The 14,290-nt window shown below is 59.8% G+C and carries 14 protein-coding genes; all 14 read left to right on the top strand.

The genetic code is table 11. The features are described from left to right. Positions 1-6 precede the first annotated feature (6 nt). The 14 genes from HYPDE_RS02655 (at position 7) to HYPDE_RS02595 (ending at position 14,271) form a co-directional block, all read left to right on the top strand. Positions 7-1,290: a beta-ketoacyl-ACP synthase gene (locus tag HYPDE_RS02655; RefSeq protein ID WP_015596793.1), complete on the top strand. Its 1,284-nt coding sequence runs from the start codon at positions 7-9 to the stop codon at positions 1,288-1,290. Positions 1,291-1,332: 42 nt separating this feature from the next. Next, positions 1,333-2,397, top strand: a complete 1,065-nt coding sequence (locus HYPDE_RS02650) for a zinc-binding dehydrogenase (protein WP_015596792.1) — start codon at positions 1,333-1,335, stop codon at positions 2,395-2,397. A gap of 15 nt (positions 2,398-2,412) precedes the next feature. Next, positions 2,413-3,606: a beta-ketoacyl-ACP synthase gene (locus HYPDE_RS02645; RefSeq protein ID WP_015596791.1), complete on the top strand. Its 1,194-nt coding sequence runs from the start codon at positions 2,413-2,415 to the stop codon at positions 3,604-3,606. A gap of 7 nt (positions 3,607-3,613) precedes the next feature. Continuing rightward, entirely contained in the window at positions 3,614-4,888 is a 1,275-nt protein-coding gene (locus HYPDE_RS02640) for a beta-ketoacyl-ACP synthase (protein WP_015596790.1), read from the top strand. Positions 4,889-5,240: 352 nt separating this feature from the next. Next, positions 5,241-5,348, top strand: a complete 108-nt coding sequence (gene pqqA / locus HYPDE_RS18620; protein ID WP_015596789.1) for a pyrroloquinoline quinone precursor peptide PqqA — start codon at positions 5,241-5,243, stop codon at positions 5,346-5,348. Positions 5,349-5,409: 61 nt separating this feature from the next. Beyond that, on the top strand, positions 5,410-5,697 hold the full coding sequence (gene pqqD / locus HYPDE_RS02635) for a pyrroloquinoline quinone biosynthesis peptide chaperone PqqD (RefSeq protein ID WP_015596788.1): 288 nt from the start codon (positions 5,410-5,412) through the stop codon (positions 5,695-5,697). Continuing rightward, a complete protein-coding gene (pqqE, locus tag HYPDE_RS02630) occupies positions 5,666-6,817 on the top strand; it encodes a pyrroloquinoline quinone biosynthesis protein PqqE (protein ID WP_015596787.1) in 1,152 nt (383 codons plus the stop codon). The genes pqqD and pqqE overlap by 32 nt, the downstream gene beginning before the upstream one ends. A 51-nt stretch (positions 6,818-6,868) precedes the next feature. Further along, complete coding sequence (locus HYPDE_RS02625) at positions 6,869-7,375, top strand: urate hydroxylase PuuD (protein WP_015596786.1); 507 nt, start codon at positions 6,869-6,871, stop codon at positions 7,373-7,375. A gap of 14 nt (positions 7,376-7,389) precedes the next feature. Continuing rightward, complete coding sequence (serC, locus tag HYPDE_RS02620; protein ID WP_041320766.1) at positions 7,390-8,457, top strand: 3-phosphoserine/phosphohydroxythreonine transaminase; 1,068 nt, start codon at positions 7,390-7,392, stop codon at positions 8,455-8,457. A gap of 95 nt (positions 8,458-8,552) precedes the next feature. Further along, a complete protein-coding gene (locus tag HYPDE_RS02615; RefSeq protein WP_041320765.1) occupies positions 8,553-9,239 on the top strand; it encodes a dihydroorotate oxidase in 687 nt (228 codons plus the stop codon). 163 nt (positions 9,240-9,402) lie between these two features. After that, on the top strand, positions 9,403-9,714 hold the full coding sequence (locus tag HYPDE_RS02610; RefSeq protein ID WP_015596783.1) for an ArsR/SmtB family transcription factor: 312 nt from the start codon (positions 9,403-9,405) through the stop codon (positions 9,712-9,714). A 63-nt stretch (positions 9,715-9,777) separates the two neighbouring features. Continuing rightward, entirely contained in the window at positions 9,778-9,981 is a 204-nt protein-coding gene (locus HYPDE_RS02605; protein WP_015596782.1) for a YgaP family membrane protein, read from the top strand. A gap of 70 nt (positions 9,982-10,051) precedes the next feature. After that, positions 10,052-11,050, top strand: a complete 999-nt coding sequence (locus HYPDE_RS02600; RefSeq protein ID WP_051111952.1) for an efflux RND transporter periplasmic adaptor subunit — start codon at positions 10,052-10,054, stop codon at positions 11,048-11,050. Continuing rightward, positions 11,047-14,271 (top strand): efflux RND transporter permease subunit, encoded by a 3,225-nt coding sequence (locus tag HYPDE_RS02595; RefSeq protein WP_015596780.1) that lies wholly within the window; start codon positions 11,047-11,049, stop codon positions 14,269-14,271. The genes HYPDE_RS02600 and HYPDE_RS02595 overlap by 4 nt, the downstream gene beginning before the upstream one ends. Positions 14,272-14,290 lie beyond the last annotated feature (19 nt).

Below are 14,290 nucleotides of genomic sequence, written 5' to 3'. Positions count from 1 at the left end.
AGAAACATGCGAAACGACTACCTCGATCACAAGGGACGGCCGCAGGTTGCCGTCACTGGGCGGGGAGTCGTGACGTCGCTCGGCGTCGGCAAATCGGACAACTGGACGAAGCTTACGGCCGGTCAGTCAGGCATCAAACCCATTCGACGCTTCGACACGCACGGTCTTAAGGTGACGATCGCCGGAACGGTCGACCATTTCAACACCGTTCCGTATTCCGCGTTCGATCTCTCCGCCACGATGGCGGAAACCGCAGCAGCCGAAGCAATCGAAGAAGCAGGTATCGGCAGCCGCTCCTCATTCCCCGGACCGGTCATAGTGGCCACACCGCCTTCGGAACTCGAGTGGCCACACCTGCGCCGACTCAACGATGCGCCGGCAGACTCGGAGTTTTCCGGCTACGCACGCCTCCTCGCCACCGCCCGCACGGGCAGGTATGCGGAGTTGGCGCGGCACGTTCGTTTTGCCGCTATTGCCGACCGGTTGAAAGATCGGTTTTCTACGCGGGGCGAGCCGCTTTCCATCTGCACGGCATGCGCATCCGGCGCCACCACGATCCAACTGGGGCTCGAAGCGATCCGGCGTGGCGAAACCGAAGCCGCACTCTGCGTCGGTACCGATGCGACCGTGCACCCCGAAGGCTTGATCCGCTTTTCGCTCCTGTCCGCACTTTCAAGCGCCAACGAGCCTCCGCACAAGGCATCGAAGCCCTTTGCAAAACGGCGCGACGGCTTTGTTATCGCCGAAGGCGCTGGCGCGCTCGTGCTCGAATCACTGGCTTCCGCAAAGGCACGCGGCGCTCCGATCCTCGGCATTGTGCGCGGCTGCGGGGAGAAAGCCGACAGCTTTCACCGCACGCGCTCGAACCCCGACGGCGCCGCGATCATCGGCGCCATTCGCAAGACACTGGACGACGCTGGCGTCGACCCCGAGCAGATCGACTACGTCAATGCACACGGGACCAGCACGCCTGAGAATGACAGAATGGAGTATTTCTCCCTCAAGGCCGTCCTGGGAGACCATCTCGCCAGAACGCCGGTGAGTTCGAACAAATCCATGATCGGCCATACTTTAATTGCCGCTGGCTCTGTGGAGGCGGTCTTCTCACTCCTGACGATCGAGACTGGCATTCTTCCTCCGACGATCAACTACGACGAACCAGATCCGGATCTGCCGCTCGACGTCGTTGCAAACGTCAGTCGCTCCAAATCCGTCGCGACCGTGCTGTCGAATTCGTTCGGCTTTGGCGGACAGAACGTGTGCGTCATCTTTTCCGGAGAGCCCGCGTGACGAGCTGGGAACCCATGGCGCAACAACTTCCCGAGGACAGCAATGCAAACTTGTGAATGCACTCACGCCCAACAGGCAACCGCGCGTGCAATCCAGCTGACGGGAGAGCGCAAGCTTGCTCTGACCCGCATCGACGAACCGCCGCCCCCTGCGGCGGATGAGATAAAGGTGCAAATCCGTATCGTCGCGCTCAACCATATTGATGTGTGGAGCTGGCGCGGTATGGCATTCGCGAAGAGAGACCTCCCAATCATCCTCGGTGCCGAGGCCTCTGGCGAAGTCATGGCGGTTGGCTCAGCCGTAAAGGGACTTGACGTTGGCGACATCGTAGCATTCTACGGCGCGAGAACGTGCGGCACCTGCGGGCCTTGCCGCGAGGGCCGCGATAATTTCTGCGAGGGTCCTCGCAGCATGTACGGATTTAATATCGACGGCTTTCTACGCGAGCGCATGAACATTCCGGCGCGTCTCGCCGTCAAAGCTCCGAAAACTTTGGACGTCATTTCGGCCGCCTGTGCCCCCATCACGTTCGGCACCGTCGAGCATATGCTGTTTGATAACGCCAAGCTGAAAGCTGGCGAGACCATTCTGGTCCAGGCCGGTGGCAGCGGCATCGGAACAGCAGCGATTCAACTCGCCAAGGCAGTCGGCGCGACCGTGATTACCACCGTTGGCAGCGACGAAAAGGTGGAGAGAGTTCGCGCACTCGGCGCCGATCATGTCATTAATTACCGCCGCGAGCGTTTCGAAGGCCGCGTACGCAAGATCACCAACCGCAAAGGCGTCGATGTCGTATTCGAGCACGTAGGTCCGGACACCTGGGAAGGCAGCATCCTGTCGCTCGCGCGGGGCGGACGCCTCGTCACTTGCGGATCGACGACCGGCGTTGCTGCGAAGACCAATCTCTATCTTCTTTTCCAGCAGCAGCTTCGCCTCATCGGCAGTTTCGGTTGCCGGATGGAAAATATGAAGAACGTGATGGATAGGATGGCACGGACACACATCAGCCCCATGATCGATTCCATCATATCGCTGGATGATGTCGAGGAAGGCTTGCGCAGGCTCGAGGAGCGCAAGGTATTCGGAAAAATCATCGTCAAGATATAAGGTGAGCCAGAGCGCATGACCGAGGCAGACGAACGCAGAGAGGTTTGGATTACCGGCGTCGGGCTCATCAGCTCACTCGGTACCGATGCTGTGGTTCATAAGACGCACTTCGAAACTGGAAAGGGCCGGGTCGTCGACGAGGCGCGCTACGCACCATATCCGGTGCACCCTCTCGTATCGCTGGACTGGTCGAAGCAGATCCCAAAGAACAGCGACCAGCGGCAGATGGAGACTTGGCAGCGGATTGGCGTGTACGCCGCTGGGCTCGCTCTCGCCGATGCTGGCATTGCAGGCAAGCCGGAACTTCTGGACAAGACGAATCTCGTTGTTGCCGCCGGCAGCGGAGAGCGGGATACCAAAGTCGATTGCGACGTACTTGAGGCGATTCACTCGGACGACGAAACGGCGCTTCTCGCCAAGAGCGTACTGCCCAGCGCCCTCCGCCCGACGCTATTCCTGGCGCAGCTCTCCAACATGCTCGCTGGCAACATCTCCATCGTGCACCATGTCACCGGCTCTTCGCGGACTTTCATGGGCGAAGAATCGGGGGCCTTTGCTGCGGCAGAAAATGCCTTCCGGCGCATCTCGGCGGGCCAGGCGGACATGATCCTCATTGGCGGCGCACTCAATGCGGAACGCGAGGACCTCCTGCTCGGCTACGAAATCGGCCACAATCTATGGCGCGGACCGTTCAAACCCGTGCAGGAGCGCAGCAACCACGGAGGCGGCTTCATCCCCGGAAGCGTCGGCGCGTTTCTAACGCTTGAAGCTCGCGCTCATGCCGAAGCACGCGGCGCGAAAGCTTACGCTCGCCTGACTAGTATCATGACTGACTACACGGTGCGCAGGGAAGGCGACATCGCGCGCGCATTGACCCAACTCTTCGAGCGCATCCTCCCTCATATCCATACAGGCAGACTGCCGGTCTGGGGCGGAGCCAGCGGCGTCGAGCCAGCGACGACCGAGGAACTTGCTTTTCTCGATCTCTTGCCGGCATACGGTATCGCACCCGACATTCATATCTACGGTGATGAACTCGGGCACTCTGTCGAGGCTCACTTTTTCGCCGGTCTCGCATTAGCCGCGTTGGCGGCCAAGAGCGAAGCGCAACGCGATTCCCGCGGGCCGGAGTCGGCTCGGCACGCGCTCGTCACCGGTGCCGGCCATTGGCGTGGCGAAGCGCTCGCCCTTATCGAAGCAATCGGGTGAGCAGGACATGTCACAAGGTCACGACAAAAAAGGAAGACCGCTTGTTGCAGTGACAGGCATGGGGGTCGTAACTTCCCTCGGTATCGGGAAAATCGACAACTGGGCCGCACTTTCGCAAGGTCGTTCTGGAATACGCGCCATCTCCCGCTTCCCGACCGACGGCTTGCGAACGACGATCGCGGGAACAGTCGATACACTCAATAGCACCCCCTATTCCGCACCATCGCTGTCCATTGCCATGGCATTGGAGGCAGCTAAGGAAGCGTTGGATGAAGCGCGCGTCGGCTCGAACGGCGCATTCCCGGGTCCACTCTTCTTAGCAACGCCGCCTGCCGAACTCGAATGGCCGCAGCGAAGAGCCCTCTACGAGCGACCGCCGACCACAAACGACACGGGTTACCGGCGTCTGCTCGCTTCGGCGCGCGGCTCCGACTGGAGCGAGATGCAATCGCTATTCCAGTTCTCAAGCGTGGCGAACCACGTCGCTCAACGACTGGGAACACGCGGAATACCCATCTCCGTCTCGACCGCATGCGCCTCCGGCGCAACGGCAATCCAGCTCGGCGTCGAGGCAATCCGTCGAGGGGAAACGGATATTGCAATCTGCATAGGGACGGACAGCTCTGTTCAGATAGAGGCTCTAATTCGCTTTTCGCTTCTCTCTGCCCTGTCGACAAGCAACAATTCACCAGAGCAAGCGTCGAAGCCGTTCTCGAAGAACCGCGACGGATTCGTCATGGCCGAGGGGGCCGGCGCTTTGGTTCTTGAGTCTTATCGCGGAGCCCAGATGCGCGGCGCCCGGACACTCGGATTCATCCGAGGATGCGGCGAGAAGGCCGACGACTATCACCGCACGCGCTCAAAGCCCGACGGAACCGCCATCATCGGCGCAATCCGAAATGCCATCGACGATGCCGGCATATCTCCGGACGAGGTCGATTACGTCAACGCACACGGAACCAGCACGCCCGAAAACGACAAGATGGAATATCTTTCGCTCAAGGCCGTACTTGGCGATCGTGTTGCGAATGTCCCCATCAGCTCGAACAAATCGATGATCGGTCACACGCTCTCGGCCGCCGGCGCGATAGAGGCGGTTTTCTCGCTAATGACAATCCGGAATGGGCTACTGCCGCCGACGATCAACTATGCGGTTCCGGATGCCGAGATTCCGATGGACGTCGTGCCGAATGTTGCCCGGCAGGCAAACGTGCAAACGGTTCTCTCCAACTCGTTCGGCTTTGGCGGACAGAACGCGTCACTCGTCCTTGCGGCTCCTTGATCGACGAGCAGCCCCCGTCGCGGCTTTGCCGGAAAGTCGGACGCGAGGACGTTGAGCGACCACGCCGACACCCATCAGAGTTAAACAATCTCGCGGCGGCGTAGCGATCTTCCACACGGCATCAGGCGTTAGCACGTTCGGGCTTGCCGCAAAGTCGGTTTATGGCGATGTGGTCTGACAGCCGCCCGCCAGTGCGGGAGCCATCACGTTTCTCTGACGCTTTTTTGATGGCGGATGCTTATCAAAAATCAAGTGCGATGCCGGTCCCAAATGTGAATGTCGCGCCGGATGCTGGCGTCGGCTCTGCACGGCCACGCGATGGCATTCGACCCAAAGTGAATGAGGAAACACAATGCAAGAGAGCCTTGTTAAAGAGCCAGAGACCAGAACATGGGTTGCGCCAGCGTACTGCGACTTGCGCCTCGGCTTCGAAGTAACAGCATACATCTACGTTCGGTAGCGCAGTGTGCGGGAGACCAGGCTCACTCTGGGCTTGGTCTTCCGGCGCATCGGAGGAGCACATGGAACCGGACCGACAACTCCAAGCGACCGACGTGGTGGAGTTGAACCCCAATTTTCATTTTCGGTGGGAGGAGCCGCAACAAGCCAACGTACTTCTCTACCCTGAAGGCATCGTCAAGCTCAACGAGACGGCAGCGGCGATTCTGGAAGCCTGCACAGGTGGCCAAACCATTGCAGTTGGAGCTGCAGAATTGGCCGCACGTTACGGCAAAGCCGATCTCACCGCTGATGCATTGAAATTTTTGGAGGTTGCACATGCCAAAGGATGGATCCGGATTAAGTCTTGACGGCCTTGGCTTGCCGCTCTGGCTCGTCGTCGAGCTGACCTACAAATGTCCTCTCAAATGCCCTTGGTGCAGCAATCCGGTCGACTTCGATCAATACCGCAACGAGCTCTCGACCGAACAATGGAAAGAGGTTCTTCGTGCGGGCCGTCGCCTTGGATCGCTCCAGCTCGGTTTTACCGGTGGCGAGCCGATGCTCCGCAACGATCTCGAGGAACTCGTCGCTGAAGCTGAATCGCTTGGCTATTACACGAACCTGATCACCTCGGGTGTCGGACTGAACACAGAGCGGCTTCGTGCCCTGAAGAACGCCGGACTGAAACAAATTCAGCTCAGCATCCAGTCCAACGACCGGCAACATAGTGAACAACTCGTCGGGGTTGACGTACTCGAGCACAAGATCGCCATCGCACGCGCGATCAAGGCCGAAGGGTTTCCGATGGTGCTGAACGTCCCCATAAGCCGGTTTAACATCGAACGAACCGAGGCTTTGATCGATCTCGCGGCCGATCTTGGCGTTGAATACCTCGAGTTCGCCAATCTGCAGTACTACAATTGGGCCCTCGTCAACCGCGCAGAGCTTTTGCCGACGCGCGAGCAGTTGGCGAAGTCGGAAGCGGCCGTCAATGCTGCACGCGCGCGACTCGGCAAGAGGCTCACCATCTTCTTCGTCGTTCCCGACTACTACGACGATCGCCCAAAAGCATGCATGAACGGCTGGGGATCGGTCCATCTCACGATCGCACCGGATGGCACGGCACTGCCCTGCCAGGAGGCGCGATTGATCAAGGGGATGGATTTTCCCAATGTGCGTGATCACGATCTGGGCTGGATATGGCACCATTCACCGGCATTCAACACCTTCCGAGGTGACTCATGGATGTCGGAGCCATGTCGCAACTGCAGCGAGAAGGAGAAGGATTTCGGTGGCTGCCGCTGCCAAGCCTTTCTCTTCACCGGCGATGCATCAAACACCGACCCGGTCTGCTCGAAATCACCCAACAGACACCTTATCGATAATCTCATTGCGCGCGCCGAGCAGCGTGGCGAGGCCGAAAGCGATAGCAGCAAACCTCTGACGATGCGCGAGATAAAACGCCGTGTGCGCTCGGAGGCCGGCTGATGCGGAGAACTTCGATACTTGGGCCTGCGTCGCAGTCTACGGTGATATAGAATGGATTTCGCAGTCCTGGATATCGCGGCACGTTTGCTTCACGTTGCCGGCGTCGTCATTTGGGTCGGACACAACTGGGTCAACGTGGTTCAAATTCCGGTATTCCGCCGCGTATTGCCTGACGGTCCTCCGGAAGCTGTGCGAGGGGTATTCATTGCCGCGTCCAAACGCGAGCATGGAATTTTTCGCCACGCATCCCTGGTGGTACTTGCGACCGGCCTCTTTATGCTGTGGCGCCGCGGCGACCTTGTAGATGCGCTGTCTCTTTCCGGCTCGTCGGCGATCATTGGGCTTGGAGCTTGGACCGGTACGCTCATGGTGTCGAACCTATGGTTCGTTCTGTGGCCTCACCAGAAAAAAGTTCTCGGTTTCGTCGAGGCATCGACAGAGGAACGCCTTCGCTGCGCGCGGATCACATTCCTCTCATCGCGAGTTAACACGGTTCTCTCCATTGTGACGCTCACTCTTATGATAACGGGGGCTCACGGCGGCATCTCGCTCGGTTGACGAAGGCGGACGAGATGCGTTTCAGCTTTGCCTCTGCATCGTCCAAGCTTCCCGCCGAAATCCTTGCGGCGATCAGCGCAGACGTCATCGCATGGCAAGCAAGCGGTATGTCGGCGCTCGAGCTGCCGTTCACGGGAAAAGACTTCGCCGATATTTTGGCGCAGGCCGAGCACGAGCTAAGAGCTGTTCTCGAATTGCCCGAATGCTACAGGATACTTTTTCTACAGGGCGGCGCGTCAACACAGTTCACAACGCTGCCGATGAACCTTGCAGGAGAGGCGCGCCCCTGTGACTACGTGCTCTCGGGGCACTGGTCACGGCGAGCGATCGAAGCCGCCTCCGGCTGGTGCGACGTCCGCGTGATTGCATCCGGAAGCAATGGCTCGCTGCCCGAGCCCGCATCATGGCGCCGATCATCGGATGCTGCGTACTGCCATTACACCAGCAACGAAACCGCCGAGGGATTGCAGTACCATGAATATCCCGAAGCCTCCGATGTTCCACTCATCGCGGATATGACGGCGGACTTTCTCACCCGCCCGATCCCTATCGAGCGCTTCGGTCTTGTCTATGCGAGTGCTCAAAAGAACCTCGGCGCAGCCGGACTAACGATCGTGATCGTGCATGAGGACCTCCTCGGCCAGGCAAAGCACGCAACGCCTGCTTCCCTTGACTATGCTCGCCAGGCGGCCGCCGGCTCGAAGGTCAACACGCCACCGACATTCGCCATCCTCGTGGCTCTTAGAATGTTGACCTGGCTTCGGGCTCAGGGCGGGCTCGACGCTGCCGCCGCGAGAAACATTGCCAAGAGCGCAAAACTCTACGCAGTGATCGACGCGGACAATTTCTACCGTTGCTTGGCGGCTCCCCGTTATCGGTCGTCGGTCAGCGTCTGCTTTCGCCTTCCCCAGCCGGAGCTCGATCTGCTTTTCCTCCAAGAGGCCCAAGAGAACGGCCTTTGCCATCTCCAGGGTCACCCCGCCGTGGGGGGTATCCGCGCGTCGCTCTACAATGGCGTCACGGACGAAGCAGTGACGGCCCTTGCGGACTTCATGTCGGATTTCAAGCGCCGGAGGGGATGATGGCGGGCCAGCCGTCACGAAGAACCGCATCGACGTCAAAGCCGGACGCCGCGCCTAGGGCGTGCGGAGCGCAGGCGACACTCATCCGGCCGCTCATGACAATGGGTCTAGAGTTCGCCAATCCATTGGGATTGGCCGCGGGGTATGATCGTACGGGCGAATTCGCTCCGTCACTTCTCTCAGCCGGCTTTGGGCATGTGGAAATCGGAACCATCAACTCTGCGACAGCATACGGCGGACCACTCATGCGTCCCGCAGGCAGTGCGCGTCTCGGCATCAATATCGGCAGCCTCCGGCCGGGACTCGACGATCTCGTTATCGAAGATTTTGTAATACGGCTGAAACAGGCCGCGCTCATTGGCGACTATGTGGTTGCCAATCTCAGCGCACCGACAATGCAGCGGAATGGAAATTCCCAGGGAGCCGAGCGGCTGGTGCAAAGTCTGAGTGCTGCGCGCGACGCACTCTCGACCGTCTGCGACCATCGGGTACCGCTGCTCATCAAGCTCGAAGGAGGCGAGCAAGGCGCCGCCATCCCGGCCGCTATTGCAGCGGCCCGATCACATGGCCTCGACGGCATTGTCCTCGTATCGGACTGTCTGCATCGGCTGCATGCGATAAGCAGTTATGTCGGCCGGCTCACCGTCATTTCCGTCGGAGGGGTCAGGACATCGGAAGATGTCCGGGCGCGGCTCGCCGCCGGAGCGTCGCTCGTTCAGGTTCACCGCGCGTTCGCAGAAGGCGGGGTGGAGCAGCTCCGCCGGATTCTCGAAGGCATCTGAAATCAACGGCAATCGGCGTCTGGCACCCAGCCACGCAAGGATGACGACCAGCCGCTGCTGCGGCAATCGGCGCAGCCTTGACGAATATTTTATATTATGTATATTCGAAAATATGAATATTAGAATAAACGCGACTTCGGCAACCAAGATCGACTCCAAGGCCATGCGCGCCGCCGCCGACGAATCAAGCGCTTTGCTGAAAGCGCTGTCCAACCGCCACCGTCTCCTGGTTCTCTGCCAGCTAATCGATGGCGAGAAATCGGTCGGTCAGCTTGCGGATTTTCTTGGCGTGCGCGACTCCACTGCGTCCCAGCATCTCGCGCTGCTGCGTCGCGACCGTATCATCGCCAGCCGCCGGGATGGTCAGACCATCTGGTATCGTATTGCAAGCGAGCCGGCTCTCGCCGTTATGCAGGTCCTCAACGAAGTCTATTGCGCTGGCTCAAAATCACAGCCGGGACGGCCACGCAAATGAAACGTCGCAATGCGAGGCTGCCGCCGCCATGCACGAGTACCATCCATCCAAGGGAGTTAGATGATGTCCATTGATCGCGCTGTCATGTTTTTTACGGGCTTCATGATTCTTCTGTCGCTTGCGCTCGGCTTCTATGTTTCCCCCTACTGGTATCTGCTTACGGCTTTTGTCGGCGCGAACCTGATGCAGGCGTCGATGACCGGGTTCTGCCCCGCGGCCATGATCTTCAAAAAGCTCGGCTTCAAAAGCGGATGTGCATTCCAGTAACACGGCCGAGCCACACGTGAAGAAGTGCCTGTTGCTGGCACCAAGAGATGCCGTTTGCCATGGGCTGATCATGTTCCTACGCGCTGTCCTCCTCGTCCTGCTGGTGTTCGCGGTCGTCGCGCCGGCGACCGCCGCCGAATTCGTCGTAAAGGCGACGACGATCCCCGAGATGAAGGCTGTCTTCGGCCAAGTGGAGAGCCGCATCGTCGTGCCGGCGCGCGCCCGTATCGGCGGTTCGGTGAGGGAGCTTCATATCAGCCAGGGTGACGAAGTTACCGAAGGACAGGCGCTTGCCGTCGTCGTCGACGACAAACTGGTGCTTCAACTGAATGCTGCCGACGCCAGGATCGAGGCGTTCAACTCGCAACTCGAGAACGCTCGCATTCAACTCGAGCGGGCGCAACAGCTGAGAGCCTCCGGCACCGGCACCCAAGCCAGCCTCGACCAAGCGAAAATGCAGTTCGATGTTATGACCAATCAGGTCGCAGCCGCAAAGGCCGAGAAAACCGTCATCGAGCAGAGCGCGCGCGAAGGTACGGTGGTTGCACCGGCGACGGGCCGGGTGCTTACCGTTCCCGTTACGCTCGGTTCGGTCATTCTGCCCGGCGAGGAGATTGCGAGGATCGCGCCCGGTCCGTACTACCTGCGCCTTTCGCTACCGGAACGCCACGCTGCCGAAATCGTCCAAGGTTCCGACGTCGTTGTCGGCGGACGCGGACTGACGCAACTGTCGGATCAGCGCCCGACATCGCATCGCGGAAAGATTGTCAAAGTCTATCCTGAGATCACCGACGGACGCGTCATAGCCGATGTCGAGGTTGAGGGCATCGGCGATTATTTCGTCAACGAGCGCACCTTGGTCTCTATTCCTGTCGGCAAGCGTACCGCCCTTGGCGTGCTGCCCCAGGCGATCTGGACGTTGCATGGCATCGACTATGTTCGCGTCGTCGCAGCCGGGGGTGACGTCGACGTGGCAGTGATCGTCGGCGAAGCTTTCGAAGACAATGGCGAGCGGCGCATCGAAATCCTGACTGGCCTGCGCGATGGCGACCGGATCGCGCTGCCATGAAATTGGGAATCGCCGGCAGCCTCACCCGCGCCTTCATCGCGTCGCCATTGACGCCGCTCTTCCTGCTTGCAGCTCTTGCGCTCGGGCTGATCGCGTTGATCACGCTTCCGCGCGAGGAAGAGCCGCAGATATCGGTCCCGATGGTCGATATCCACGTCACCGCCAACGGCTTGAAAACCGAAGACGCCGTCAAGCTCGTTACAGAACCGCTCGAAACCATCGTCAAGAGCATCGACGGTGTTGAGCATACCTATTCGCAAACCGAGGACGATGGCACCGTCGTTACGGCGCGCTTCAAGGTCAGCACCAATGCTGACGCCGCCATTCTCAGGGTACATGAGAAAGTCCGCGCCAACATGGATCGCATCCCGGTCGGCATTCCCGAGCCGCTTATCGTCGGCCGGGGAATCGACGATGTCGCGATTGTGGTGGTCACGCTGCGTCCGACGCCGGATGCGGCTTCACGATGGACAGCAAATGGATTGACGCGGCTTGCTCGCGAGCTGCAAGTCGAAGTCTCGAAGCTGCCCGATATCGGACTCACTTACATCGTTGGCGAACAGCCGGAACTGTTTCAGGTCGAACCTGACCCGGAAAAGCTGTCGCTTTACGGCATCACCTTGCAACAGCTCGCCGCCAAGATCGAAGGCGCTAACCGCTCATTCCGGATCGGAACGGTTCGCGAGAATACCGAGCAGCGCGCCATTGCTGCTGGCCAGACCCTGCAATCTCTGCCGGAGATCGGCAACATTCTGCTAACGGCGCGCGACGGTCGCCCCGTCTATGTCCGTGACGTTGCGAACGTGATCCTGGAAACCTCTGCTGCCGAAAACCGCGTCACCGATATCCGCAAGGTGTCAGGCAATCTGGAACGGACGCCCGCGGTCTCGCTCGCGATCGCCAAACGCCCCGGCACCAATGCTGTCGTCATCGCAGACGATATCGTGAAGCGGCTCGAGCAAACGCGCGGGCAAGTCTTCCCGAAAGACGTGGAAATGACGGTCACGCGAAACTACGGCGAGACCGCCAACGAGAAGGCGAACGAGCTTCTGTTTCATCTCGGACTCGCAACTGTTTCGATCGTCATACTCGTTGCCGTCGCAATTGGCTGGCGCGAGGCGCTCGTGGTCGCCGTGGTTATTCCGACGACCATTCTGCTGACGTTGTTCGCGTCGTGGATCATGGGCTACACGCTGAACCGCGTCAGCCTGTTCGCGCTGATTTTCTCGATAGGCATCCTGGTCGACGACGCAATCGTCGTCATCGAGAACATAGCCCGGCACTGGGCGATGAAAGACGGGCGGTCTCGCACTGAGGCCGCCATCGAAGCGGTCGCTGAGGTTGGCAACCCGACCATCGTTGCGACACTGACGGTGGTCGCAGCGCTGCTGCCGATGCTGTTCGTCTCCGGCATGATGGGCCCGTACATGAGCCCCATCCCGGCAAATGCTTCCGCCGCGATGCTGTTTTCGTTCTTTGTCGCCGTGGTTCTGACTCCTTGGCTGATGATGAAGTTCGGCGGCAACGCCACCGGCGACAGTCACGAAGATACGCAGGGAGGACGCCTCGGACGCATCTATGTCGCGGTCGCAAGACCCATTCTTGCAACGCGCCTGCGCTCATGGATTTTTCTGTTAATCGTCGGCTTTGGGACGCTGGCCTCGCTTGGGCTCATTTACACCAAGCACGTCACAGTAAAGCTCCTGCCGTTCGACAACAAAGCCAACCTCCAGGTTGTTCTCGATCTGCCGAAAGGATCGTCCGTCGAGGACACCGACAAGATGCTGCAAACGATGGTCGACCGGCTGGCGTCCATCGCCGAGATCGTCTCCTTCCAGACTTACGCAGGCACCACTGCTCCATTCGATTTCAACGGTCTTGTACGACACTACTACTTGCGCGCAAATCCCGAGCAGGGCGACATCGCCGTAAACCTCCGTGCGAAAGGCGATCGCGAGCGGGCAAGCCATGCAATCGCGCTCGAGATTCGGCAACGTCTGAGCGATCTCGAACTCCCGAAAGGGTCCGCCGTGAAGGTGATCGAGCCGCCTCCCGGTCCGCCGGTACTTGGCACTCTGCTCGCTGAAATCTACGGCCCGGACCCCGGAACGCGACGCGCGGTGGCCGATAAGATTCGCACCGCGTTTAAAAGCGTGCCGTTCATTGTCGATATCGACGACAGCTACCACAACCAGCCGAAACGCATGCGCGTGGCGATCAATCAGGACAATCTCGAATACTACAAGGTCGAGCAATCGGATGTGTACGATACGCTGCGCTACCTCTATGGCGCGACAACGGTCGGCTATTCCCATCGCGGCGGCGGCCGTCAGCCCATCGCCATTCGCCTTGCACTTCCGAAAACGAAAGCAGTGATGGACGCGCGAGCGCTGACGACGCCGGTGCCGGCCAACACGCTGCCCGGCGGACGTGGCGTGGTCGAGCTTGGCGACGTCGTCGACGTCACTCATGAATCAGCGTCGTATCCGATCTTCCGGCACAACGGCCGTGCCGCCGAAATGGTTCTGGCCGAACTCGCCGGAGCTTATGAAGCACCGATCTATGGCATGCTCGCGGTCCAGGAGGCGATCGATCGGATCGACTGGGGTAGCCTGCCGAAACCCGTCATCGCGTTGCATGGCCAGCCGGATGACGAAACCCATCCGACGCTGCTTTGGGACGGCGAATGGGAAGTCACTTGGGTAACCTTCCGCGACATGGGTGCCGCCTTCATGGTGGCGATCCTCGGAATCTATATTCTTGTCGTCGCGCAATTCGGATCGTTCAAGCTGCCGCTCGTGATCCTGACCCCGATCCCGCTGACGTTCATCGGCATCATGCTGGGCCACTGGTGGTTCAATGCGCCATTCACCGCCACCTCGATGATCGGCTTCATCGCCCTTGCCGGTATCATCGTCCGCAACTCGATCCTGCTCGTGGATTTCATACGCCACGCGCGCACGCCCGGACGGCCGCTTCTCGATGTACTGCTCGAAGCCGGCGCCATCCGCTTCAAGCCGATCCTTCTTACCGCCATCGCCGCGATGATCGGCGCTGCCGTGATTCTGACAGATCCGATCTTCCAAGGCTTGGCGATCTCGCTTTTGTTTGGATTGGCATCCTCGACACTGCTCACCGTTCTGGTGATCCCGGCGATCTACGTCGTGCTGAGGCAAAACCGGCCTCCGACCCCGCCTGAAAACACGCGTGAGACCGCCTGACGCGACTGCAGCAAACCGG

The sequence above is a fragment of the Hyphomicrobium denitrificans 1NES1 genome (assembly GCF_000230975.2).
Classification (GTDB): domain Bacteria; phylum Pseudomonadota; class Alphaproteobacteria; order Rhizobiales; family Hyphomicrobiaceae; genus Hyphomicrobium_B; species Hyphomicrobium_B denitrificans_A.
This window is presented reverse-complemented; position numbering and strand designations above follow the sequence as displayed.